Origin of the sequence: Staphylococcus sp. HMSC034C12 (assembly GCF_001835895.1) — a bacterium.
GTDB classification, from domain to species: domain Bacteria; phylum Bacillota; class Bacilli; order Staphylococcales; family Staphylococcaceae; genus Staphylococcus; species Staphylococcus hominis.
Genome location: NZ_KV826304.1, coordinates 37070 through 63833, shown reverse-complemented (window position 1 = coordinate 63833; position 26764 = coordinate 37070). Strand labels below are relative to the sequence as shown.

General features: G+C 30.1%; 26 protein-coding genes. 5 read left to right on the top strand and 21 right to left on the bottom strand.

What is annotated here, in order from left to right:
• Positions 1-56: 56 nt before the first annotated feature.
• The 10 genes from dhaM to HMPREF2629_RS00285 all read right to left on the bottom strand — a co-directional run bounded on the left by dhaM (position 57) and on the right by HMPREF2629_RS00285 (position 12553).
• On the bottom strand, positions 57-437 hold the full coding sequence (gene dhaM / locus HMPREF2629_RS00330; protein ID WP_017176006.1) for a dihydroxyacetone kinase phosphoryl donor subunit DhaM: 381 nt from the start codon (positions 435-437) through the stop codon (positions 57-59).
• A gap of 221 nt (positions 438-658) precedes the next feature.
• The gene (locus HMPREF2629_RS00325; RefSeq protein ID WP_017176007.1) at positions 659-1450 is read right to left on the bottom strand and encodes an ABC transporter ATP-binding protein; all 792 of its coding nucleotides are present in this window, start codon (positions 1448-1450) and stop codon (positions 659-661) included.
• 185 nt (positions 1451-1635) lie between these two features.
• Entirely contained in the window at positions 1636-2469 is an 834-nt protein-coding gene (locus HMPREF2629_RS00320; protein WP_017176008.1) for a YitT family protein, read from the bottom strand.
• Between the two features lie 514 nt (positions 2470-2983).
• The gene (locus HMPREF2629_RS00315) at positions 2984-4216 is read right to left on the bottom strand and encodes a NupC/NupG family nucleoside CNT transporter (protein ID WP_048761273.1); all 1233 of its coding nucleotides are present in this window, start codon (positions 4214-4216) and stop codon (positions 2984-2986) included.
• Positions 4217-4498: 282 nt separating this feature from the next.
• Positions 4499-6670, bottom strand: a complete 2172-nt coding sequence (locus tag HMPREF2629_RS10815; protein WP_019834903.1) for a bifunctional glycosyltransferase/CDP-glycerol:glycerophosphate glycerophosphotransferase — start codon at positions 6668-6670, stop codon at positions 4499-4501.
• A gap of 154 nt (positions 6671-6824) precedes the next feature.
• Complete coding sequence (locus tag HMPREF2629_RS00305; RefSeq protein WP_019834902.1) at positions 6825-8552, bottom strand: ABC transporter ATP-binding protein; 1728 nt, start codon at positions 8550-8552, stop codon at positions 6825-6827.
• A 306-nt stretch (positions 8553-8858) separates the two neighbouring features.
• Positions 8859-9257, bottom strand: coding sequence for a glycerol-3-phosphate cytidylyltransferase (tagD, locus tag HMPREF2629_RS00300; RefSeq protein WP_017176012.1), 399 nt, complete (start codon positions 9255-9257; stop codon positions 8859-8861).
• Positions 9258-9362: 105 nt separating this feature from the next.
• Positions 9363-10427 (bottom strand): glycosyltransferase family 2 protein, encoded by a 1065-nt coding sequence (locus HMPREF2629_RS00295; protein ID WP_017176013.1) that lies wholly within the window; start codon positions 10425-10427, stop codon positions 9363-9365.
• A complete protein-coding gene (gene tarB / locus HMPREF2629_RS00290; RefSeq protein ID WP_025987151.1) occupies positions 10424-11518 on the bottom strand; it encodes a teichoic acid glycerol-phosphate primase TarB in 1095 nt (364 codons plus the stop codon). Before tarB ends, HMPREF2629_RS00295 begins: the two co-directional genes overlap by 4 nt.
• Positions 11519-11740: 222 nt before the next feature.
• On the bottom strand, positions 11741-12553 hold the full coding sequence (locus tag HMPREF2629_RS00285) for an ABC transporter permease (RefSeq protein ID WP_017176015.1): 813 nt from the start codon (positions 12551-12553) through the stop codon (positions 11741-11743).
• Positions 12554-12867: 314 nt separating this feature from the next.
• Here HMPREF2629_RS00285 and tagH point away from each other — a divergent pair, with 314 nt between their 5' ends.
• Positions 12868-13662, top strand: a complete 795-nt coding sequence (gene tagH, locus HMPREF2629_RS00280; protein ID WP_017176016.1) for a teichoic acids export ABC transporter ATP-binding subunit TagH — start codon at positions 12868-12870, stop codon at positions 13660-13662.
• A gap of 47 nt (positions 13663-13709) precedes the next feature.
• Here the strand turns inward: tagH and tarA are convergent, their stop codons facing one another.
• Positions 13710-14468, bottom strand: coding sequence for an N-acetylglucosaminyldiphosphoundecaprenol N-acetyl-beta-D-mannosaminyltransferase TarA (gene tarA / locus HMPREF2629_RS00275; protein ID WP_002455672.1), 759 nt, complete (start codon positions 14466-14468; stop codon positions 13710-13712).
• A gap of 178 nt (positions 14469-14646) precedes the next feature.
• On the opposite strand from tarA, the gene HMPREF2629_RS00270 reads away from it, so the two are divergent.
• Entirely contained in the window at positions 14647-15390 is a 744-nt protein-coding gene (locus HMPREF2629_RS00270; RefSeq protein ID WP_070813012.1) for a M50 family metallopeptidase, read from the top strand.
• Positions 15391-15431: 41 nt separating this feature from the next.
• Here HMPREF2629_RS00270 and HMPREF2629_RS00265 read toward each other — a convergent pair whose 3' ends face one another.
• The 10 genes from HMPREF2629_RS00265 to HMPREF2629_RS00220 all read right to left on the bottom strand — a co-directional run bounded on the left by HMPREF2629_RS00265 (position 15432) and on the right by HMPREF2629_RS00220 (position 24966).
• Positions 15432-16079 carry a metal-dependent transcriptional regulator gene (locus HMPREF2629_RS00265; RefSeq protein WP_070813011.1) on the bottom strand — a complete coding sequence of 216 codons (648 nt, stop codon included), beginning with the start codon at positions 16077-16079 and terminating at the stop codon, positions 15432-15434.
• Positions 16080-16260: 181 nt separating this feature from the next.
• Positions 16261-18300, bottom strand: coding sequence for a cation:proton antiporter (locus tag HMPREF2629_RS00260; protein WP_019834900.1), 2040 nt, complete (start codon positions 18298-18300; stop codon positions 16261-16263).
• A 193-nt stretch (positions 18301-18493) separates the two neighbouring features.
• Positions 18494-18994, bottom strand: a complete 501-nt coding sequence (locus HMPREF2629_RS00255) for a Na+/H+ antiporter subunit G (RefSeq protein WP_019834899.1) — start codon at positions 18992-18994, stop codon at positions 18494-18496.
• A complete protein-coding gene (gene mnhF2 / locus HMPREF2629_RS00250) occupies positions 18969-19271 on the bottom strand; it encodes a Na+/H+ antiporter Mnh2 subunit F (RefSeq protein WP_017176022.1) in 303 nt (100 codons plus the stop codon). Before mnhF2 ends, HMPREF2629_RS00255 begins: the two co-directional genes overlap by 26 nt.
• Complete coding sequence (mnhE2, locus tag HMPREF2629_RS00245) at positions 19268-19750, bottom strand: Na+/H+ antiporter Mnh2 subunit E (RefSeq protein WP_019834898.1); 483 nt, start codon at positions 19748-19750, stop codon at positions 19268-19270. The genes mnhF2 and mnhE2 overlap by 4 nt, the downstream gene beginning before the upstream one ends.
• Entirely contained in the window at positions 19747-21246 is a 1500-nt protein-coding gene (gene mnhD2 / locus HMPREF2629_RS00240; protein WP_049434595.1) for a Na+/H+ antiporter Mnh2 subunit D, read from the bottom strand. Before mnhD2 ends, mnhE2 begins: the two co-directional genes overlap by 4 nt.
• A complete protein-coding gene (gene mnhC2, locus HMPREF2629_RS00235; protein WP_002448875.1) occupies positions 21236-21583 on the bottom strand; it encodes a Na+/H+ antiporter Mnh2 subunit C in 348 nt (115 codons plus the stop codon). Before mnhC2 ends, mnhD2 begins: the two co-directional genes overlap by 11 nt.
• Complete coding sequence (gene mnhB2 / locus HMPREF2629_RS00230) at positions 21580-22005, bottom strand: Na+/H+ antiporter Mnh2 subunit B (protein WP_002455676.1); 426 nt, start codon at positions 22003-22005, stop codon at positions 21580-21582. Before mnhB2 ends, mnhC2 begins: the two co-directional genes overlap by 4 nt.
• Positions 21992-24394: a DUF4040 family protein gene (locus HMPREF2629_RS00225; protein WP_049379659.1), complete on the bottom strand. Its 2403-nt coding sequence runs from the start codon at positions 24392-24394 to the stop codon at positions 21992-21994. The genes mnhB2 and HMPREF2629_RS00225 overlap by 14 nt, the downstream gene beginning before the upstream one ends.
• Positions 24395-24408: 14 nt before the next feature.
• Entirely contained in the window at positions 24409-24966 is a 558-nt protein-coding gene (locus tag HMPREF2629_RS00220; RefSeq protein WP_048683106.1) for a tyrosine-type recombinase/integrase, read from the bottom strand.
• Positions 24967-25108: 142 nt separating this feature from the next.
• Between HMPREF2629_RS00220 and HMPREF2629_RS00215 the strand changes: the two genes are divergently transcribed.
• From HMPREF2629_RS00215 to HMPREF2629_RS00205, 3 genes are all read left to right on the top strand, one after another.
• Positions 25109-25315 carry a sigS mRNA-stabilizing protein SroA gene (locus HMPREF2629_RS00215; RefSeq protein WP_002448893.1) on the top strand — a complete coding sequence of 69 codons (207 nt, stop codon included), beginning with the start codon at positions 25109-25111 and terminating at the stop codon, positions 25313-25315.
• Between the two features lie 32 nt (positions 25316-25347).
• Positions 25348-25569: a DUF2922 domain-containing protein gene (locus HMPREF2629_RS00210; RefSeq protein ID WP_017176027.1), complete on the top strand. Its 222-nt coding sequence runs from the start codon at positions 25348-25350 to the stop codon at positions 25567-25569.
• Positions 25570-25749: 180 nt separating this feature from the next.
• Complete coding sequence (locus HMPREF2629_RS00205) at positions 25750-26676, top strand: DMT family transporter (protein WP_049434576.1); 927 nt, start codon at positions 25750-25752, stop codon at positions 26674-26676.
• Positions 26677-26764: the final 88 nt, after the last annotated feature.

Below are 26764 nucleotides of genomic sequence, written 5' to 3'. Positions count from 1 at the left end.
ATAATCATTTTATAACCTTTTTTTTATATAAAAAAAACATCAAAATTTATCATTACTTATTTAAATGCTGTAGACTTAAATGAAGAACGATTCACTTCTTGAATCGCTTCATTAGCAGTTTTACCAACACTTAAAGACATTGCTGCTGTAAAACTTCCTTCTACAATGGGTGCATTTACTTTGTAAATATGATACTTACCTTTATACATATCAATTGCTAAATCGATATTCATTTCTGATGATCCTAAATCATAAAAACATAATGCATCATCATCTAACTGATTAATCAATTGTTCAATATCATCATATGAAGTTCCAATTTCACCATTTACTCCACCATAAGCAATCACATTTATGTCATTTGTCATTTTATTTAATAAATTTTTAGTTCCCTTAGCTATTTCTTCACTATGACTAATAATAACTATAGTTGTCATCATTTCAACTCCAGTCAATCAATTAAATAACGAATTTGATTTTTTATTAAAGTGAACCTTAATCAACGTGTGTTTTCATTATAAAATAACTTATCTGAAAGCGCGAATATTTGTGTATTAGACAAAATATTAGTCATTGACTGCCTATACATTAAAAATGACTGAGATAGGTATCCAACATCATAATAATTGTAGCTATATTGCTGAAGTTATAATCAATCTTATCTTTTTTCAAGTAAATTGTAAGTGACTAAAAGTGGTTTCCCTGTTCTAGGATCTTTTCCTAATACTGCATCTATATTAAACACACTTTCTAATATCTCTTTAGATAATACTTGGTCAGTAGGTCCATTATCTATAATGTGTCCTTCTTTCATGATTAACAAATAATCCGAAAATCGAATTGCCTGATTGATATCATGTAAGACCATAACGATCGTACACCCTAATTCTTTATTCAAATGTTGCACCAATTCTAAAATTTCTAACTGATGAGAAATATCTAAGTACGTTGTAGGTTCATCAAGAAAAATAATATCTGTTTTTTGTGCTAAAGCCATTGCTATCCATACACGTTGTCTTTGTCCCCCACTTAAATCATTAATCGATTGATGACGAAATTCTGTAATGCCTGTTACGTTTAATGACCATTCAATTTCATCTTTATCTTTTTTAGATAATCGTCCAAATCCTTTTTGATGAGGAAAACGTCCATATGAAACGAGTTCTTCAACTGTTATACTGTCAGTCACTGTTGGAGTTTGAGGTAAAATTGCAATTTTTTTAGCTACTTCTTTTGTAGATTGATGTTGAATGTTTTGATTATCAAGTAATACTTCTCCTTTTTTCACTTCAATCAGTCTTGAGAGTGCTTTCAATAATGTAGATTTCCCACAACCATTCGGTCCAATAATTGATGTGACTTTACCATCACGTATTTGAACATCTAATTCTTTTATAATTGTCGTATTTCTATATCCTATATCTACTTGAGATGCATTTAAACGATTCATATATAGGCCCTACCTTTGTACAAAAAATATTTACGACATCTATTGATAATCGTTCTCAATTAATTATTGCTATTATACCATTTATACACATTTTTGACTATTCTTTTTACTATGAGACGATTATAAAAAATAACCCTAAAAATCTGAGATATACATAAAACGCCTCAAATTTTTAGGGCCCTTTTTTATTCATCGATTAAAAAACCATTTCCATAAACATCACGCACGTCATGAATAACCAAGAAAGCATTCTTATCTATTTTTTTTATAATTCGTTTGGCACGAGTTACTTGAGTTTTAGCTACAACAACATACAAAACGTCTTTTTCTTCTCTACTATAATAACCATGTCCATTCAATATAGTAAGGCCTCTACCAACTTGTTCATCAATAGCCTTAGCTACCTCTTCAGGTTTGCTAGAAATAATTGTCATTGCTTTTTTTGTATTAAGTCCTTCTATAACATAATCCATTACTTTCGTGCCTATATAAAGTGAAATCACAGTTACCAATGCTTTACTTAACGGTAGTACTGTTAAAGAAATGGCTACTACGATTAAATCAAAAAATAATAATGCGTATGCTGTACTAACATCTAAGTATTTATTAGCTATTCTTGCTAATATTGTTGTTCCAGCTGTAGTGCCACCTGCTAAAACGATTATTCCAATACCTAGTCCAACACTTGTGCCGCCAAATACTGCATTGATGATGACATTACCTGTTTCTACGTGCCATGATTCTGTAAGACTTAAGAAAACAGAAATAAGTACAGTAGCAATAATTGTTAATATCGTACTTTTTTTACTTAAAAATTTATACCCAATAACAATCAATATTGCATTAGCAACGAAGTTAGTGAGCGCTGGTGAAATATGAAAAGCGTAATATAATACAATAGCAATACCTGTGACGCCACCTTCACCTAAATTACCTGATATAATAAATGCATTGACTCCTGCTGAAAAGATAAAAGAGCCTAGTATAACTAAAAGTATATTTTTTATATTTTTGTTCAAAAACACTCACTCCTTTTACGACTATAACGATTAAAATGTTAGCATAGTCTCATCATTCCCTACAATATGCTTTTTAAAAATAAATGTATTAATAAATTTTAAATATCTTAAAATATAAAGATTTAATTTAAATAAGATACATATTCATCTTTAAATCTAATGTACTAATAAAAAATACGTGGAAATTTTCTGAATTTTTCGTTTACTTATAAATATTAGTTTGCTATACTATGTATAACTTCTTAATTACAAGAAGTTATCTCCTTTGTGTTGTTTATAGTAACAAAACAAATTTTGCTCGAAGTACTGTGACAGTACCTAGTCCTTACCGTTACAAGTACATTAATATTCATTTCCCATAAAAACCAAGTATATAAAGTGTCTCCTCACTTTGCATGCTTGGTTTTTATCATGCAATAAAATGAATAATAAAAATAGGAGTGACATAGAATTCTTTTCGAATTCAATGTTCACTCCTAATGGTTGACTATAAAATGATTTAAATTTTAATACCTTACCATGCAAATAAACCAACAAATGCTGCAGTAAGTAGTGAAACTAAAATACCTGATAATAACATCATCGGTACATATTTTGAAACAAAATCTGATGTTTTCTTATCAACTATACCCTTTAATGTACCAACAATCATCCCAATTGTAGAGAAGTTTGCAAATGAAACTAAGAATGTTGATATCACTGCACGACGATGTGCGCTATATGTGTCAATTACTTTTGTAATTTCACCCATAACTACAAATTCGTTTGTAACGATTTTTTTGGACATCTGTTGTGCCACTATCCATGCCTCACCCCATGGTAAGCCAAGCAATAAAGCAAATGGATACATAAAGACGCCTAAGATTTGGTTTAAACCAAAACTACCTTTCATACCCATCCAACTGCCTACTAATCCAGTAATCAAATTAATAAAACGATCTAAAAAATCAGCCAACGCGACAAAACTAATAACAAAAGCGATAATAATTAATACTAATTTACCTGCATTTAATACTGAATCTCCTAAAAATGAGAAGAAAGGTTGACGTTCAATTTTTTCATCATTATTAATGCTATAGATAATATCTTCTTTTTCTTCAACAGTAACAGGATTTAAAATAGAAGCGACAATAATTGCATTAATAATATTTAAAGGAATCGCCGTTAACACTAATTCACCAGGAATCATTTGAACATAGGCACCTACAATAGCTCCAGAAATAGAACTCATTGACATCATTGCAACTGTTAATACACGCATTTCGTTCATACGCTTAAGTTGTTCATTAGAGACTGCAAGCGCCTCTGTATTTCCTAAAAACATCATTTCGATACCAAAGAATGATTCAAATTTAGGTTGACGTGTAATTTTCGCAAGTACAAAACCAATTCCTCCAATAATTTTAGGAAGAATATTAAAATACATAAGAATATCAAATAGTGGAACAACTAATAAAATTGGAAATAATGCACTCACTGCCATATCCATTTGTTTACCACTTGTAAAACTACTGAATGCAAAACCTGTTCCAGTATGAGCTGATTGAATAATCCAAGCAATGGCAGCTGCTAAACCTTCAACAATCGATCTTCCAATTTGGAAATATACAAAGAACCATGCTAAGAATACATTTAAAAGAACTAAGATTAATATAGACTTCCATTGAATATGTTTGCGATCTCTAGAAAATAAAACTGCTATTCCTAAAAACACAAGTAATCCAATGATATTTATTAGTAAAAACATAAGACACCTACCCACATTTTAAAATTAATATGTATCACATTACCCTTAAATAGAACCGTACTATTTTCATAAAATAACAACTAATGTTCTGTAAAAAATACATTTAACATTATACCACGAGAAAATGTTCGTTAAAATAACATATTTAATAAAATAATTGTCTATTTTTCTTTTTTGATGTTATTTATCATAAATACCATTTAAACTTAATACGGTTATATAGAAAAAGAATGGGAAAACGAATTCAAAGTAAATTTTTCCCATTCTTTATGTCATTTGATTTTATGATTCATTTTCATGAATATCATTATGAATATAGTCTGCTATAAATTTAGAAGATTGACCTTTTTCAATTGAACAAAAATCATTATAGAACGCTTCAATTTTATCTTTATATTTTTCTTTATGTGTATCTAAATGTTTTAATTCTTCAGCAAGTTTAAATTCATCTGTAATAATTTCTCCTGGTAAATCTTCCATATAATTCATATAGAAGCCACGAAGACCTTTATCGTATTTTTCGATATCATAAGCAAAGAAAAATTGAGGACGTTTTAAAATACCATAATCAAACATCACTGACGAGTAGTCAGTAATAAGCGCATCAGATATTAAATATAATTCTGAAATATCATTATAATTTGAAACATCAATAGCAAAGTCATCGTATCCAGTTAGATCTAATGCATTTGCAATAAGATAATGCATTCTTAGTAAAATGACATAGTCATCTCCAATTTGCTCTTTTAAATTAGCTAAATTTATTTTCAAATCAAATAAATATTGACCTTTTTTAACGAATTCATCATCTCTCCAAGTTGGCGCATACATAATGACTTTTTTATCTTTTGGTAAATTTAAATCTTTTTTAATTTGTTCTATATACTCAGTATCATTTTGTCTTGTAACTAATACATCATTTCTTGGATAGCCAATTTCCCAAATTCTTTCTTCATTCATCCAAAAAGCAGACTTAAAGATATCCGTAGAATAACGGTTTGGAGATACTAAATAATTCCAACGAGATGCTTCTGTATAAAAATTCTTTTTATAATTTGCTGTTGTTGTTCCTGGCATTCTTACCACTTTCATATCATTTGCTAAACGTTTTAACGGTGTACCGTGCCAAGTTTGAATATACATTTGATTCTCTTTTTTATTTAAATACAATGGTAATCGAGCATTCGAAATCCAGTATTTCGCTTTAGCATAAGCCTCATAATATTCTTTGGATCCTTTTTTCACTTTAGTTGCATTTCCAGGAATAATATTGTTATTAGGCTTAGAAAAGACCCAAATATATTTATATTGTGGATAGTGTTGTTGCATATATTCATATATATACTTTGGACTATCACTGTAATTTTTACCACCAAATGACTCAAATACAATCGTATGTGGATCTACCATATTTTCATTATCAGTAAGTTGATATTTAGCACGTTCTTTCATCTTACTGTTTGTAAGAATACTTTTAAATAAACGTGTTTTTTTACGTAATTCATTCACATATCTTGCATTCTCAATGTCGTCCATAGATAAAAACATGATTTCAAGATTATATAACAACTTACCATCTTTAATGATATTCCATTTTAGTGCTTTTACTACTTTAACTAGAGTGTGTTCTAAAGCAATATATCTTGCTTTAATATCTCTAAGCGAAGGATCAAAACCTTTTTTAATTTCATTTTTCATTCTTTGGACTAAAAATTTCTTAACTTCTTTATTTGTAGTTCTTTGTATAGCATCAAAGAAACTATTTGTATAGTCTTCAAATTTATCAATAAAATCTTGATCACTTAATGTATTACCATTAAATGGATCATATACTTCACCACGATAATAAAACGGAAAATTAACAATTCTAACAAAATGTTCAGCATATTTCAGATAATCTAATACAAATGAATTATCAATAAAAATGCTTAAATCTTCATTAAATTTAATGTCATGTGCTTTAATAATTGCATTTCTAAATAAAATATTACATGCAGTTTCTTTTCGTAAAATTGAATTAGGATATGAATGATGTGATCGATACTGCAAACGTATCTTATCTTTATCTACATATTGAGGACGTTGCATTGTAAATTTGTGTACCGGTGCAATTAATGTATCTAAACCATTAATATGATTTAAATAATATTCAATAGCATATGAGGCTAATTGATCATCCGCATCTAAAAACATCACGTATTGACCTTTTGCTAAGTCTAAAGCGATATTTCTAGCATGTGCATGACCAGTATTTGTTTCAAGTTGAATAAACGTCACATCTTTATCATAAGATGCTAACGTTTTATTTAAGATTTGTGTTGAATGATCCGTAGAACCATCATCTACAATAATGATCTCAAAATCTTGATTCCTTTGAGTTTTTAAGCTATTAATACAATCTTCAATATATTCTTCACTATTAAAATATGTAATAATTATTGATAGTTTATTCAATATCATTCTCTCCAATTTTATTTATGTTTATTCAATTAATTTTTAAGCAATGTGTTTGTGTACTAACTATATCTTATCAGTCTAAGATTTTTTCATCTACACTGTAAAATTATAGATTACTTTATCATCGTGATATTTGGATGTTCGACATCCATTATTTATTTAAATTTTGTGTAGTCACAAATTGATGATATTTCTCATGATATTTCATTAATTCGTCATGTGTACCTTCACCTGTCACACGTCCTTGATCAATAAAAATAATTTGACCTGCCTTTTTAATCGTAGACAGACGGTGTGCAATCACTATTGTTGTTCTACCTTTCATCAATACTTCTAAAGCTTCTTGAATTTTTTGTTCACTTTCACTATCAAGATTTGCAGTAGCTTCATCAAGTAACAATATGTCTGGATTTTTCACAAAACTTCTAGCGATATCAATACGTTGTCGTTGCCCCCCGGACAGTTTTAATCCACGTTCGCCCACTAATGTATCGTATCCTTCATCAAATTGCATAATAAAGTCATGACAGTTTGCTAGTTTTGCATATTTAATTAGTTCTTCATCAGAGACATTACGGTTAATACCATATAAGATATTATCTCGAATTGTTCCTGTCATCATAGAGTTTGACTGCATGACATATCCAATTTTGCTACGCCAATTTGTAATTGGAATATCATAAATACTTTCATTGCCATATGTAATATCACCATTATCGATATCATACATACGTTCAATTAAATTAAAAATAGTACTTTTCCCAGAACCTGAAGGACCAACAAAAGCACTAATGTCACCCTGAGGTATACGAAATGATACATGATCAAGAATCGTTTTTACATCATATTTAAATTCTACGTTATTAAATTCAAGTGCTCCATTCTCAATGTTGATATTAGCAATGGGTTTTAACTGTTCCATCGGTTCAACGGGTTCTTGCATAATTTCATAAATACGTTGACTTGCACCTACAGCTTTTTTGTAATCAGTAACGAGTGTAGATAAGTTCATAAGCGGCATAGATAACTGCATCACATAAAAAATCATAGCTATTAAAGCACCTGCTGTAATAGCACCTGTAGCAATTCTAATGGCACCAAATCCTAAAATAATGGCTATCATTAATAACATAATTACACTTGAAATAGGTTGAATAATCGCTACTATTTTTGCTTGTCTTAAACCTAATTTATATATTTCATTTAAGTTATAATGTGCATTATTTAATTCTTTTTGTTCAGTATTAGAAATTTTTACTAAACGCATTTCTGTCAATACACGACCTAATAACCCACTAAAATTGGCAATTTCTGCTTGGGTATGTTTTGAAATTTTTTGCATACGTCTTCCAAGTGGAATCATAATACCCATAAATATTGGAATAGCTATGAAAGTCAGTAAAGTCATTTGCCAGTCCATAATAAACAGCATAATAATAGAACCAATCAATGTGATAATAGCTGGTAGTAATTGTGGTAATTTTTGAGAGATAAAATCGTTAATGACCTTAGTATCATCAGTTAAACGACTCATCAACTGACCACTTTCATTTTTGTCAAAAAATGGCATTTTCAGTTTAATCATGTGCTCCCACAATAATGAACGAATACCATAAATCATTTTTTCTCCAATTTTACTTAAGAGGTAAATACCTAAACCGCTAAGTAATGCATTAATGATAAATATACTTGCAAATAGAACGACAATATTCCAATTAATATTATTAGTAGAAAATTTATCTACTAAGCGACCTGTAAACAGTGGAATCAATAATCCGCTAAGACTTCCTAACGAAGAAATGATAACAGCAGTTATTATTAAACCATAAGGCCAAGACAATCGTTTAAATAGAAAAAATAATGGATTGTGTTGTTTCATAAATAAACCTCTTTAATCATCAATTTGTATTTGTATTTTTGATATTATATTTAGTGTTTATCCTAATTTAAATGTACATTAAAATGTATTTTAACTGGTAATTTGATTGATTGTTCTTAGTATAGCATTTTATTTAAAATGTTTTATTACATAAAAATAGGAGTGCCCTAGAATTCGTTTTGAATTCACTGTTCACTCCCAAAAGGATGAGTCAAATCAAACAAATTATTGTTATCTACTTGATTTAATCAAAGATTGAGACATAGCTAAACTTCTAAGGCGTTTATATATGCCTTCAATACATTATTATTTTGCATCTTTTCCGTATAGCTCTTGTTTAATTTTAGTTGTTGAAATACCCTCCGTGCGTTTTAGGTATACAACTTCACATTTGTCTTTTAGGAAGTCAAATTGACCTTCCCAGTCATGGCCCATAACAAACACATCAACATCATAACGATCAACGTCTGTTTCTTTTTGACCCCATCCATCTTCTGGAATCACTAAATCAACGTAACGAATAGATTCTAACATCATTTTACGTTGTTCAAAATCATAATAAGATTTTTTATTTTTAATTTGGTTAAATTCATCTGTAGATAAAGCTACAATTAAATAATCACCCATTTCACGAGCTCTTCTTAGTAATTCTATATGACCATAATGTAATAAATCATATGTACCATATGTAATGACTCTTCTCATATTTCCTTTCTCCTTTACAAATATTTAACATTAATTAATAATCTTAATTTAGCATAAATATATTTAACATACCATTAATTTTATATTGACCAGACCCTTTCTCATTTACTTATTCATTATACGTTTCAATGATTGCTTTCCACTGAATGCTAATTTTTTAGGCATTACCTGTGCTTGAAAACGTAAAAAACCAGGTCTCCCAATTCCTACATCAATAAGTGTATGTCTCCATAACTCATATGTCTCACGTGTCCAATGAGTCGCACTTTGCTCTACGGCTTGTACTATTCTAAACAACGCTTCTCCAGAATAATTTGTATGTTGCATATCTCTGATATATTGAGTGATTTTGTCTATAATTTGAAGTGTCACTTTACTGTATTTTATTAAATATGCTTGAATGAGATAGCTGACAATTAAGTCATCCATTCGATAACTATAATATGCTTTTTCGTTGACAAGTAATAACATATCCATGACTTCACATCGAACTTTTCTAGCATCTTCTAAGTAAGATATAAACGTATCTGCACGTTGATCTGTAATAGAACCTTCTCGCTCATTGTATCCATATACTATAAAAGGAACTAGTTGGATATCCCTTGCCATTAAATAAGCACGAGTGACAAATGTATGTTCTTCACAAAATACTACATCTTCATCGAATCTTAGTGTATTAAATTTAGCTTTGAATAACTTGCCACCTGGTCCAATAGATTGAAGTATTTCTGGCGCTTCTGCTAAAGAAACTATTGCTTCACGATGAATGTCTTCGTGTGTTGGAATAACTTTCCAGTCGCCATTCAATCCTCTACCGATTTGCCCAATCACAATATCTAGATGCTCATTTTTTTCATAATATTGAATCATTTGATCCATTTTTCCAGGTAAAAATTGATCATCTGCATCTAAGAACATAAACGCATCGATATCATCTGACATTGCAGAAAGACCCATATTTCTACTTTTTGCCGCTCCTTGATTGTCTTGATGATAAACAATGAGATGTTTAACTTCTTTTTGCAATTCAGTTAACACTTGTTTTGTACGATCTGTTGATCCATCGTTAATACAAATAATTTCTACGTCATGTGTTGTATCAATCGATTTAACTGCTTTTCGAATTGTATTTTCAGCATTGTATACTGGAATAATAACCGCTAATTTCATTCTTTCACCAACTTTTCAATAAATTTCAATACGTTTTCTAAGCTTTTTTCACTATTATATTTATGCCAATTTTTAAATAATGGTTTTATTTCTTTTTCATTATATTTAATCTTAGTCACTAATTCATCTATATGTTTCACTTTATAAAATGTTGGAATATCGCGATAAAATTGATTCAATCCACGTACCTCTTCATACTCTTCTTCGTCAAATACATAAAATAATGTAGGCTTATTGAGTAAACTAGCTTCTATTGGTAGAGAGCTATAATCACTAATAATAATATCAGCCATCATTATTAGTTCTGATGTTGGCGCAATATGCTCACTATTAGGGATTGATGGATGAAGTTGATTAATGAGAGTATAGTTGGGTAATTGCTTTTCAAAATATACTTTATCAATTTGACGATTATCCATTTGATTTTCACGATAAGTAGGCACATATAATGCTAATTTATTAGGAATATTATAATATTTTTTTAACTTTTTTTGCTCCGTCTTAAGGTCTAGTTTAAAATATTTGGTTAATCGAGGTAGACCCAACTTAAGCATTTGAGTGCGCTTAGCGTCAAAAGCACTTTCAAAACATTTACTCATCTCTTCTCCACCGACTAAATAATAATCAGTAGCCTTATAAACGCTTTTATATTGTTGAACCATTTTTTTATTATTTAAATCTACTTGATGATCCGTTAAACCAAAATTTTTTAAAGCACCTGAAGCATGCCATGTTTGGATGATGGTCTGTCCTTTTTTCTTATGATACCCTCCGAGCATAAGATAATATGTATCAATCACAATCACTTTTGCTGTACTTATCGTCTTGATATGTCTCACTATATGATTATTTCCTGCAGGAACAAAAGATACATTTTTAAATTGCTTTAGCTTAGCCCATTCTTTTTCTTTAGCAATGACTGTTAATTCATAACCTTTCTGATTTAATTGCTCAATTATTGGCATAACGTCTTCGGGAAATGTCATTAAAATCGCAATATGATTCGATTTTAGTCGTTTAAATCTAAAAATTTGGTTTACGATAGTAATAAGTGTCATATAAATATTTTTTATCACTACTCTTGTCATCATTTAATCCCCTTACTCGTTAATAAAATAATTTATAAAGAAAGAGTAGGACAGAAATACATTGATTTTGTCTCTACTCCTTATCCTTTTCACATACATCTCTATCGACATCGTCGATATTTTATATTTATTCATGATATATATACTAAAGAGCTTGAAATGCAATCTAATACATTTCAGGCTCTCTACTAATAAATGTAAGTATTGATTTATCTAGCACACATTTTATAAGAAATCTGCAAAATGATCTCGATATCTACGATGTAATATAGACCCTAATACAAAGAATACTAAAATAATAATAATATTATAAAGAAGTAATCTCCAATGTTCAATAAAGTACCATTGATGGAATAAAATTGCTGCACGGTAAGACTCAGCTAAAAAGTATACAGGGTTAAATTTCATAATGTCATTAATTACGCTACTAATTCCAGTATCTTTTGGTATCCATAAAATAGGAGACATATAGAATAAAATTCTTAGTAATGCTTGCATAATCATCTGTGTGTCACGAACAATGATTCCAAGTGTTGAAGTAAAAAGTGCTACAGAAGCCACAAAGAAAAATGTTAGTGGTACGTAAATTAACAATTGTACAATATGGATAGACGGCATAATACCATTTCCCATACAAATTGCAATAATAAGTGCTAATAAGCCAATATGGCCATAAAATTTACTTGTTACGATATAAGTTGGAATAATTGATAAAGGAAAATTCATTTTCGCTACTTGGTTAAACTTCATAGATACTGATTTCGTACCTTCAAGAATACCTTGGTTAACAAAGAACCACATGCTAATTCCTACTAGTAACCATAAAATAAATGGAATGCCATGTATCGGTTGATTACTACGAATTCCCATACCGAAGACAAACCAATACACCATAATTTGAAGTGCTGGGTTAAGTAATTCCCAAGCCATACCTAAGTAATTATTTGTATTTGTTATTTTAATTTGAAATTGTGCAAGTCGTTGCACTAAATAAAAGTTTTTTATATGTTCTTTAAAAACAGTTCCTACTGCCGACATTGAAATAAACCACACTTTCAATTGTAAATTCATAATGGCTTTTAATTTCTTTAACTACTGATTAAAATCGTTTTATTATAAAATTTCTAAATCAACGTTTAAAATGATTCATATAAATCCATTATATATTTACGCAACTTATTCGTCGAAAATTTTATTAGGATAGACTTAATTCAGAAAAGAAAGTAAAATTAATATATTGTTTACAAAAAAGATACAAAATCTCATATACACTTTACACTAGGTTAATAAATTTAACAACTATTGAGTGATGTATTATAATCTATATAATAAATCATAAGAAAGGAAAAATCATGAGCGTATCTGTTAACATAAATCATGTGACAAAAGAATATCGAATATATCGCAATAATAAAGAACGTATCAAAGATGCGTTAATTCCTAAAAATAAAAACAAAACCTTCTTTGCTTTAAATGATGTGTCTATTACTGCTTATGAAGGTGATGTGATTGGTTTAGTAGGTATAAATGGTTCAGGAAAATCCACGTTAAGCAATATGATTGGTGGTTCATTATCTCCAAGTTCTGGAAATATAGATCGTCATGGTGAAGTAAGTGTCATCGCCATTAATGCCGGTTTAAATGGGAGACTGACGGGCATTGAAAATATTGAATTTAAAATGCTTTGTATGGGGTTTAAAAAGAAAGAAATTAAAAGACTTATGCCTCAAGTTATTGAATTTAGTGAGCTTGGCGAATTCATTTATCAACCTGTTAAAAACTATTCAAGCGGTATGCGTGCGAAACTCGGTTTCTCTATCAATGTAACGATTAATCCTGACATTTTAGTTATCGATGAAGCACTATCTGTTGGCGATCAAACATTTACTCAAAAATGTTTAGATAAAATATATGAGTTTAAAGAAGCAAATAAAACGATTTTCTTTGTAAGTCATAATATCAGACAAGTGCGTGAATTCTGTACTAAAATCGCTTGGATTGAAGGTGGAAAGCTAAAAGAATTTGGTGAATTAGATACAGTGTTACCTAAATATGAGCAATTTTTAAAAGATTTTAAGAAAAAATCTAAAAAAGATCAAAAAGCATTTAGACAACAACTTGATGAAAAACGTTTTGTTGTAAAGTAAAAGAGGTAGAGACCTAAGTGATTCATAGGCTTAAGTCTCATCCTCTTTTATTTTTTCTTCTTATTCTGCAATTTCCAAACTTTAAACATAAATTTAGGAATACTTTTTATACGACCTATTCGCTTCCAATCAATAAGTAATCGGTAGACCCATTCCATATTTAAATTTCTAAAAAGACGAGGCGCTCTTTTTTTAGTACCACTAAACACTTCTAATGAGCCACCTACGCCCATCATTACTGTATGCTTAAAATTACTTTCATTTTTTTGAATCCATTCTTCTTGTTTTGGAACACCCATTCCAACAAACAAATAGTCAGGATTGAAACGTTGAATTCTTTTCACTACAGTTTCATCTGACAGGTCAATATACCCATGATGATACTCAAAAGTAACATTAGGATATTTCTGTTGTAATTTGTGTTGTGCTTGCGCAACAATTTCATTTTTTGATCCTAACAAATATACCTTTTGACTTTGCTCGTGTGCAACTTTAATACATTCTTCCATAAGTTCAATACCTGGTACACGTCGCTTTAATGGTTGTTTTAATCTATTAGAAGCTTTAACTACACCTGTACCATCCGCAATGATATAACTTGCACTATTTATAAGCTTTCGATAGGTTACATGTTCAGAAGCATACACTACGATTTCAGGATTAGCAGTTACAATAAACAAGTTATCATTTGTATTATTTTCAAAAAAATGTTTAATATTTTCAACCATATCCAACATTGTCACATTATCGAATTGTACGCCTAATATATCTACTTTATCGTTTTTTTTCTTTTTTGAACTATACATTTACGTTAACTCCCTGCTTTCTTACTCTCTTTATATGTTGTAATGAATTTATAATAACCTCAACTTATTCATCATATATTATTTTTGCCATTGTATTCAAAAATACGTCTAAAGTCTAAAGGACCAGTTTATCTTAATGATTTATAATAGAAGTCACACTATTAACGTGAGGTTGATTATGGATTATTTGCAACAATTTTTAACTACGACTGTTATCTTAAATATTTATTTAGTCATTATTATAGCAATATTTTATATAATTATTCATCAAAATCGACATTGTTCTTTTAGTCAATATTTAGATATTTACTTAAATTATATTCCAGTACTGACTCATGAAATGGGTCACATTCTATTTAATAAGTTAAGTGGGGGGCATGCTAAAGATCTTGTCATTGTTGTACGCCCTAGTGAACGTAAAGAAACGTTACAACAAGGCTATGCAATAACACAATCTAAATCAGTTACTGGACAATGTATTACGACATTAGGTGGATATGTCATGCCACCAATCATGTTAATGATAGGTTTTTGGACCATTCATTTTAACTATCCAAGCTTATTTTTAATCTTATATAGTTTGATATTTATGTATTACCTTATTTTAACATCTCGAAAATTGTCTCCCATTATCGTTTTAATCATTTTAATTTCATTATTGTACTTTTTATTGCAAGCCAATAATCAATTTATGATTTTTTATATCGTAGTCTTCCTATGTCATCTTATCTTAGGTGTCCTATTAGGAGAAGTTTTGCAATCTAGTTGGACAATTATATTATTGACTTTCCGAAGAGTAAAAACACATTGGGATGGTAATACTTTAGCTGAATTGACACATTTACCAACATTATTTTATAGTCTATTTTGGATTATGATTAACGGTTTCTCTTTATATTTAATATACAAATTTATGGTTTAAAAACGGCTCATCATATTCAAAATGAATAGATGACCGTTTTTTTAATTTTTCTCTACAAATATATTCATTGCATTATCATAACTTAGAATCGTCATAGTTGTATCATTGTTTATAATAATGACTTTGTTGGTTTTATCTTTGGATACTATTTCAATGTTATCTCCAATTGAAATATGCTTACTTGATAGATAAACAAGTAAATCTGTTTTATCGCGAACACGTTTAATGTTTACCATGTCTCCTTCATCATATTCAAGTAATGAATCATTATACTTTTCTTTATAAACATGATTCCTTGGAATAACTCCCCCATGCGGACAAGTTTCAGGATAATTTAACAGTTTATCTATCCTTTCTAAAAATAAGTCAGAAATTTTATGCTCTAAAATTTCCGCTTCTTGATGTACTTCTTCCCAATTATAATTTAACACTTCAATTAAAAATTGTTCTAATAAACGATGTCTTTTTATAATATCGAGTGTATGAGAGAGACCTTCTTCAGAGAGTTTTACCCCTTTATAATGTTTAGTTTCAACAAATCCAGCTTTTTCTAAACGACTTACCATTTCACTTACAGAAGGTGGTTTTATATCTAAATATTGAGATAGTATTTTATTTGAAACAAAAGAGCTATCACCACCATTAGTTAGAATTGCTTTGAGATAATCCTCTTTTTCTTCAGTTAACATGATTTCACCTCATAAACAGTTTCATCTTATTGTATCACGAATGGTTGAGTAATGTGATTGTCTTCTATTATCTTACAATATGGGGAATACATCTTAAATTTCAATGTTAAACCTTCCATTTATACTTAAAAAACCTAAGACATAGCGAGTTGTCTTAGGTTTAGTATTAATCATTATTGAATTAATCAGTTAAACTGTCTACAATAACCATTTCATCATAGTTAATTGCCTCACGTAATTTTAAAGCTGTTGCTTCTGTAATCTCTTCATCACTAATAAGTTCAGTTAAAATACGACGTTGCTCTCTTAAAGCATTCAACTTAATTTTAGTAATTGAATCTTCAGAACGTGTGTTAAAGAAGTTAGATGGTGATAAGTTGTCTATTCTCATTAAATATCCATCACATATCATACCCACTTCTAATTTATTATCTTCATTTGCCTCTTTAACAAGTCGGCTTACAACATTATAATGAACTCTTTTATTGATTTTAGAAAGTTCCATTAAGTTTTCAGTAACACTTAATGATGAAGCTGCATTTGTACGTGTACGAATATGACGTTTCAAAAGTAATCCTCTAATTCCAACAATAATACGACGAATGAGTGAAGCTTGTCTATAAACTTGTGTACGTTCAGCAAATCGCATATAGTTTTCTAACATGCTTTCCGTAATTTCCCCTTCGTCTGCTAATTTTTCAAGCGTTTTTGTTTCTACGTTAAAAGCAATTCGTTGTAAACGTTCCAGCTCTTTTGAATTCTCGTCATCTTTTTCTACTGATTTTAGGAAAGTTAATTTATCATGATATTCTTTAATAACATTTCCATATCGATAGCTTGTTTCAAATGAGGAACGTTTGTTTAAATAATCAATCACGTGTTCTAAAATATAAATTCTTGCTTCTTTAAAATTCATACTTCCTATTTTAGGTGGAGGCGCATTTTTCGTAACAAAAGGTAAAATGATTTGTGCAATCACTAAGCTTAAAATAACCATACCTGAAGAAATAAAGAGTAAGTCATTACGATACTTAAATGACTCATGATTTTCTAAATAGTAAGGTAACGTTAATGCGATTGCGAGTGAAATTGTTCCATGAACACCACAAAAAGTCATAATTAACGCATACATACTTCGTTTAGGGGGTTTCTCTTTCGTATTTGTTCCATCATCATTCATTAATTTTTGGAATGGACTGACTGATAGATAAAATAAAGGATATAGTACATAAACCCAAATAAATCTAAATACATATACAGCCAATGCTACTAATAAAGTAATTCCTATTAAGAAAAGTAAGTTATGTGGTTCACTTTTAATAATTTTTACAATGACTTCCGGCACTAAGAAGCCAAGTATTGAGAATACAAAACCATTTAACGCATAGCCTAAAATATTCCACGTATGGTTATAACTTAGTTGAAGGCGTGTACGTGTTTGAGCAATACGGTCACGTTCAAAACCATGAACAAGTCCGGCTACTACAGCAGCAATAATACCTGAAGCATGGAATAGTTCTGCCACAAGATAGGTTACAAAAGGTGTTAATAATTGAAGAAATACAAACATATTAATATTTTCAATACCACGTCGTGTTAATGTTAGACGGAATCGAACAAGTAATATACCGATTAACAATCCTACAATGGCCCCTCCTATTGAAGCAATTAAGAATTGTTGAATCGCTTCAAATAATGAGAAAGCGCCAGTAACAAGTACCCCTACTGCTATTTTAAATGAAATGATACCTGCAGCATCATTTAATAAAGACTCACCTTCTAAAATCGTCATTGCACCTTTTGGTAATACTTTACCTTGAGTAATAGCTTGCACTGCCGGAGCATCGGTAGGACAGAGAATTGCGGCAATCGCAAACGCTGCACCAATTGGTAAATCTGGCCATACTAAGTGAATAAATAACCCTACACCTATGACGGTAGTAATTACTAAGCCTAATGCCATTAACATGACAGGTTTAATATATCTTCGTAAATGTACCCTAGATACATTAACACCTTCAACAAATAATAAAGGTGCAATGGTAGCTAGCATAAAGAGTTCAGAATCAAAATTGAATTCAACTGGTACAGGCAATATAAAGAGGATCATTCCTAATATGATTTGAATAAATGCAAGAGGTACTTTAGGAATAAAAGTATGAACAAAGGAGCTTACAATAACAACAGCTAGAAATATGAGAATCGTTTCAAATATTTCCAAACTTTCACCCCATTATTTCATATTTAATTTGAGATATAAGATACATTATCATCTTATTTATTCTAAACGTATGTAGTTATTATCTACCGTTCTTATGCTCTCAATTTAATATCAATTTTATCATTAAACTATATTCAGATTAACTAACTTGCACTTTCAAAATAATTCACTTAAAAATTATTAAGATATGCAATTATTCTTCTAAATCTTCAATATTTTTATCACCATGTTGTTTTCTTTCTTCAGCTCTATGTTTTTTAATATCATAATACAGTTTTTCTCGTTGTTCTTCTCTTTTTTTAGCACGACTTTTTAACTCATCTGTTGTATTAAATTCTTTTGAACTTAATAAAATGGAAGATTGTCTTGGTGCATCATCTTTTCTATACATGTATGCTCCAGTTCGATAAGCTGCTCTAGCAACAAGGTGCATACCAACAGGAGATGTTAAATTAATAAAGACAATGGATAATAACAAACGAACACTAAAGAAACCTTGCACCGTTGTAAAGTATATTAATGCCCCGATTAAAGTAAGTAATACAGAAAGCGTTGAACTTTTCGTGGAAGCATGACTACGTAAAAAAACATCTTGAAATTTTACAATGCCTATTGCACTAATCACTGCAATAATACTTCCTAGAAAAATAAGGATAGACGCAATCAACTCAGTGACGCTTTTTATGAGTTCCATTGAATACCCGACCTCCTCCAATAAATCTAGAAATAGATACAGAGCTTACAAATGAAATGATCGCAATCAACATAATTGAATCTAAGTACGCATCAGTATCATAAATCACGCTAACCACCCCAACAATGCACATAATGACGGCACTGGCTGCATCAAATGCTACAACTCTGTCTGCTGTTGTAGGACCTTTAATCAAACGAAACAATCCAATAATAAATGCAATACCAAATAATATTAAAGCTCCTGTACTAAAAAAGTTAGTCATCGCTTGGATCATCGTGACACCTCCATAATTAAACGTTCATATTGTTTAATACTTTTTAACAAATTAGCTTTTTCATTTTCAGAAATGTCTATACTATGAATAAAAAATTTATTGGTTAATTTTGAAATTCTAATCACTGTCGATCCAGGCGTAATAATAATTAAAATGGTTAAAAATGTAATGGCCCAATCACTTTTTAACTCTGTTTCATATGTGAGAAGACCAGGATTCATATCTTTTGTTTTAAATAAAATATATTTAATGATACTAAGACTTGAAGTAATTAACTGATACAAATATATACCTAAAAACTTAATAGCTATCCATATTTTTACTAAATAATATTCTTGACCAAAGAATCGATGCAGTATATAAATGATAATTAATCCTATAAGATAGCCAGATACAAAGGTAGAGAATAAAAAAGAACCTTGGTCTTGAAAGAGTACCCATAGAAAAGCAATTAAGATATTCAATACAATTTGTCTCATTTATTCTCCTCCTTTAAATGCGGATTAACTAAGTGATGGAAGTAAGCATCATTTGTATTTAACTCTGTTGCATTTTTAGTAACATTCATAACAATTGGTGCCGCAAGACCCATAACTAGTACAACTACAGTTAGTATGCCAATCATACCTTTTCGATGAGCAGGTAATGGGTTGTAATCAACTTGCTCGCCATCTGCATCTCCAAAGTACATGATAAATAGTATTCTAAATAGACTATACATTGCTAAAAGACTTGTTAAAATCATGAGTGCTAATCCGATATAATTACCATTTTGAACCGCACCTTGGAAAATAAGCACTTTACCAGGGAATCCACTAAATGGAGGAACCCCGCCAATCGCGAAAATCATAACGATAAATGCTACGCCAAAGAAAGGCTCTCTCTTTGCCAAACCATATAAATACTTATATTCTCTATAACCAGACATATAAACTAAACTACCAATAATAAAGAATAATAATGTTTTTACTACAATATCGTTTGTTAGATAAAAAATAGCACCATGAATTCCAGCAAATGTATTTGATCCTAAGCCTAAAATAATAAAACCAATTGATAAAATAACTTGATATGCTGCAATTTTCTTTATGTCTTTAAATGCAATGACTCCAAAAGCACCAATAATCATTGTAATACAAGACATAAATACAAGTATTGGGTGTGTAATATTTGGATGTTGATCAAATAATAAAGTGAAGAAACGAATTAAAGCATATGCTCCCACTTTCGTCATTAAAGCTGCAAATAAAGCTGCGAGCTCAGTATTTAATACTGCATAAGCTTTAGGTAACCACATAAATAACACTAACGATGCTTTTGAACCAAATGCAATCATAAATACAATTGCAATGACAACCACCATTTCATTATTGTGAATATCATCTAAGCGTAAGGCAACTTGAGAAAAGTTTAATGTTCCTACTAATTTGTAAAGTAAGCCAATACCTAATAAAAATAACCAAGACCCAATAATATTTAAAACAACATAGACAATGGCTGCTCTTAATTGTTCTATTGATTGTCCTAATGTTACAAGCACAAATGATGCAAGTAACATAATTTCGAACATCACATAGAGGTTAAATAAATCAGAAGTTAAAAAAGCACCAATCACACCGGTAGTTAAAAATAAAATAAATGTTGGTAAATAATAGCGATTCACACGTTTTTCAGCAGATCCAAATCCATACGCCATAATTAAAGTCACTACAAAAGAAGCGACTGTTACCATGAGTAAACTTAAAGTATCACCTAAAAATTGAATACCAAAAGGTGCTTTCCAACCACCAAAATCTAAAGTGATTGGTTTATGATTCATCACATAAATCAATAAAGCTAGCGAAATAAGCGTATTAACCGTCATTGTTCCAATATATAAAATCTTCGAAACTCTATTTTTATTCTTCGTAAATACAAGTAATAATGCACAAAGAAGTGGTAAGAGAATCGGAAGGATTAATAAGTTACTGTTCATCATCTTCATCCTCCCTAAGCACATCAATTTCTGATTCTTTTGTAACACGATATGTTCGATAAACTAATACAAGTAAGAAAGCTGTCATACCAAATCCAATAACAATTGCAGTTAAAACAAGTGCTTGCAATAATGGATCGACATAGTTGGTATTTGAACCACGAATAAGCGGTTCTGTTACGTGGTCACTATAGTGACCCATACTCATAATAATCAAATTACCCGCATGCGTATAAATCGAAATCCCTACAATAATACGAATTAAATTTAAAGATAATATCATGTATGTCGCTAAGAATACGAGAAATCCTATAATTAGTAATAAAATAAGATTCATGATTTACCTCCACTCAATGCCAACATAATTGTGACAATCACACCCACTACTGAAAGTACTATGCCTAATTCGAAAATCGTCACTGTAGTAATATGCATTTCATTAAATATTGGTAAATGAAGTGTAAATTCACTTTGATATAAAAATGATTTGCCAAAAAAGGTAGGCGCAATAGCTGTGATTAAAGAAATAAGCGCTCCAATAATCATTAATTTTCTAAAGTCGATAGGTAAACTATCCAATACTTTTTTTACGTCGAAAGCTAAAAACATCAAGATAAAAGCTGAGCTAAAGACGAGACCACCAATAAATCCTCCTCCTGGATTATTATGACCCGCTAAATAAATGTAGAAACCAAAAGTAAGTAAAATGAATACAACAATTTTAGTTACTGTTTTTAAGACTACGTCATTTTCTTTCATCTTGACCCCTCCGATCTTTGTAATTTAATAATGTATAAATACCTAAACCAGCAATAATTAATACCAAGCCTTCAAACATAGTATCAAGTGCTCTAAAATCACCTAAAATGGCATTCACAATATTTTTACCACCTGTGAGTTCTTTTGCATTCATATAATATTTAGAAATAGTTTCTAAACCATCACCTTGTTGTGCCATAAATACAAGTGTTACCACTGCGCCTGCAAAAATGAATGCTACAACAATTTTCATCATTTCTTTTTTCTTATCTGCTTTCTTACGAGAAATATTTGGTAAGCGTGAAAAACTAACAATGAATAATATTGTAGTCATCGTCTCTACTACAAGTTGGGTTAAAGCTAAATCAGGTGCCCTCATGATTAAATAAAATAATGCAACTGAATAGCCAATAATTCCATTTAATATTACCATCGTTAAACGTTGTCTTATAAAGACAAGTGCTATACCAACAACACTGATTGAAATCGCAAGCAGCACTTCTAAAGGCCCAAAGTCAGTAACATGCATTAGATGTAGTTTAGGAAACCCTACTCTTAAAAAGCCATACGCTACAAATAGTGAAAACACTAAAAGCGTAATCACATTGTAGTAATTTAATCGGTTCGTCATTACACCACGAATACTACAACCAGCATAATGTTCAAATATGCTATAAGCTTTACGATAGGAATTTGTAATCGATGCTGTTTTGATTAAGCGGTGCGTTAACACTTTCCAATTTACTTTTGTTGCTAAAATAATTCCTAAAATAATAACAATGATACTAAAAATAAGCGGTAAATTAATACCATGCCACTGGGATACATGTGGTGCCATCTTATCAACTTGGATACCTAAGTTTGTGACATTTCTTAATGCAGGTAAAACAATCGGATGCGTAAAGGTATTTGGGATAAAGAAGATAACAGGTAGCATCACAGCAAAGATCATTGCTGGTAAACTGAACAACCACGGCTCATGAATATGCTTTTTAGGAACTTCTTTTTCATTAAATTCTCCCCAATATGTTTCTTTTAGCATGTAAACTGCATAGACAAACGTGAATATACTTGCAATCACGCCTAATGCCACAATTATGATGGTTAAAGTTAAACTAAATTGCTCTAATTCAATAGATTTAACTAAAGAATCAAAAAACATTTCTTTACTTAAAAAACCATTTAAAAATGGTACTCCCGCCATTGATAATGCTGCAAGCGTCATACTCACGTGCATTTTAGGAAAGAATTTTCTCATACCATTTAATTTTTTAATATCTCTTGTGCCCGCTTCATGATCAATAATACCTACGCCCATAAATAACGTACATTTAAATAACGCATGATTCATGACATGGAACAACCCTGCAAATAAAACTAATGTGTAAATTTTAGCCATTGGTCCACTTGGATGCTGCGCAATACCTCCACCTAAACCAACCATTGTCATAATCATCCCAAGTTGACTAACTGTAGAATAGGCAAGAATTCCTTTCAAATCATATTGTCTTAAAGCTGTAAGAGATCCAAACATCATTGTGATTAATCCTACAAAAGTAACAATATAAATATAACTATTACTTAAGCCTAATACAGGTGTGAATCTAAATAGTAAAAATATACCTGCTTTAACCATTGTTGCTGAATGTAGATAGGCACTTACAGGGGTTGGCGCAGCCATAGCTTTAGGTAACCAAATATGAAATGGAAATTGAGCTGATTTTGTGAAAGCTCCAATAAGCATCATAATGATCATTGGAATAAATAAAGGTTGCTCACTAATATGATGACTTTGCGATAAAATTTCAGTAATTGTATTCGTACCTGTCATTATGTACAACATAATAAAACCTGTTAATAATGCTAAGCCGCCAAATACCGTAATCATAAATGACTGTATTGCACCTAGCTGACTATTTGCATTACTATACCAATACGAAATAAGTAAGAAAGATGAAACACTTGTGAGTTCCCAGAAGATATACATAAGAATGGTATTATTAGATATTACTATACCTAACATACTAAACATAAATAAAAGTAAGTATATGAAAAATCTAGGTAAGTTATCACCATTAGGCGTTAAATATTGAGTAGCGTAAAAGAAAACAGCTATCCCTATAATAGAAATAATTAAAGCAAACATTAATCCAAGTCCATCTAGTCTTAAATCTAAATTCAAATCGATAGCTGGCATCCAAGCTAGTTTAAAAGAAATCACTTTCTGATGAAGTACACTAGGAATTTGAGATAAGAAATAAACAGAAGCAATTACTGGAGCAAATAGGGAAATATATCCCGCATAGCGTCTTAGAGGTCTAATAAATAAAGTGATTAGAACCATACCTATGATTAGTAAAAGTGCCCCTAGTAAATAAATTAAACTCATCAAAACCCTCCTTTTTATAAATTCAAAGCAATAATTGTATGATGATCTTCTTTAGGTGACAAACCAATAAATTTCAAAGTTTCATGCGTAGTCTGGTGTCCTAAATATTTTTGAATAATCGCAATAGAAATACCCGATTTATAAGCATGATATGCAAAAGTTTTACGTAGAGTAGTTAAACCAATATGTAAAAGGCCTAATTCTTTAGCTGCGTGGTGAATAATTCGATAAGCTTGCTGACGTGAAAGTTCTTTATGTGTACGAAGAGACTGAAATAAAAGATGATCATCTTTCAACTGATTTTCATAGATATATGTATCAATTTCATTTCTTAAATCAGAAGGAAGCATAATTTTGATAAATGGGGCACTTTGTTGAATCCAAGCTGTCTTTATTTCTTTATTTTCTTTATTCTTTATATCTTCAACTTTAAGATGTAATAAGTCAGTAAGTCGCATACCTGTATGTATAGCCAGTTTAAATAAAAGATAATCTCTGTCTGATTTCATTTGTAACACGTGATACATCTTCTTAATATCATTCTTTTTCTTAATAGGTTCTACATAATTCATTTATCCACCTCAAAAAAGTTTCTTATTTAATGATATATCATATTTTAGTAACATTAAAATATTTCGCTCAATTATTTTTGACTTCAAGTTACTTTTTTTAAAAATATTTTCGATATATAAAGTGTAAGGAGGTGAAAGTAAGATGAACGAAATTACTCAGTTATCTGTTATTTGTACTCACGTTACACATGATACAAATGGAAAAGCTAAAGAAATTAAACGTCGATTTAATAACATTAATACACGTGCTTCTGAAGCAGACATCAAATCATTTGTAACAACAATTTCAAATTTGATTGAAGAATCTTTCGATAAAGTTGAAGTTGTAAAAACTCAAGGATTAGTTTAATGAATGATTTTATTAAAAAGGAGGTATGAACAATGTCAAAAACGTTAGAACTTATATTTAAGACAAATCTAAACAAAACAGCTAAGTTACAATTACCACAAATTTCAGCAACAATAACAGAAGCTAATGTACAATCAGCAATGGAAAATATCATTAAGTTAGATGTTTTAAGATTTACCAGTGGCGCTCCAAGTAAAGTCGCTTCAGCTCAGATTGTAGATAAAACAACAACTGTTTTATTTGAATTAAATTAATTGACATAGTAGACGTAAGTTACAATATCAAATTTTACTTCACGTCTTCTAAACAGTAGATTGAGAATGGATGAAGAGTTCTAACAGAATTCTATCCGTTCTCTTTTTTAGTATAGAATTTTTTTATAAATTTACGTATAATAATCATATTTGATAGTAAAAATAATGGAGGAATTAAGTTTGCTTTTTCTATTTGTACTTGGAATTATTGCTGGTATGATGGTGCCTATTCAAACATCGATTAATTCTAGATTAGGTCGATTTACAGAATCATCTTTTTATGCCTCTACGATTTCTTTTTTTGTAGGCACTCTATTTTTATTAATACTTAATATCATTTTTAATATCCAAATGTTCTCAAGCTCATTTTATGCTGGTCACTCTATTGATTATCATTGGTGGGTTGGTGGCTTGCTTGGTGTATGTTTCTTAACAGGTAACTTATTACTTCTTCCAAGATTAGGTGCAGCACTTACGGTTGTGATGACAGTTGCTGGTCAAATCATAATGGGTGTTATTATTGATACATTGGGATTACTTGGAGCCAATCAAACATCTTTTACTTTTTTAAAAGGTGTGGGAATTATTGTTTTATTATTCGGAATTCTTCTTATGAATCATATACCTAAAAATAAACTTAAAGATAAAAGAAATATCTCACTTTATATTTGGTTGTTCATTGGCTTTATTTTCGGATTTGCGCCTCCACTACAAACTACAATCAATAGCGGACTTTCAAATCAAATGCATTCTTCTTTATTCGCTGCACTAGTTTCTTTTACTGTTGGAACTATTGCGTTATTTATTCTAACAATCATATTTAATAGAAGTTTAAAAATGAAACTATCACAACATCATTTCGGTCGTATTAAACCGCTCTATTTTATTGGTGGAATTTTAGGTGTCGTATTCGTTACATCTAATATTATATTAATGCCCTATTTAGGTGCTGCTCTTACAACTATTGTCGCAATGCTTGGTCAAATGATAATGGGCGTCATTATTGATCACTTTGGCATTGGTGTACCTAAAAATGAAATGACTTTCCGTAAATTTATAGGATTAATCGCTATAGCAATTGGTATTGTTTTATTACGTTTATTTTAATGGCTAATAAAATTAAACTTTTATCTAAATCTTCGTCTTCTTAATGAAATAATTGAGAAGACTTTTTTGATGTCATCATTTAATTATG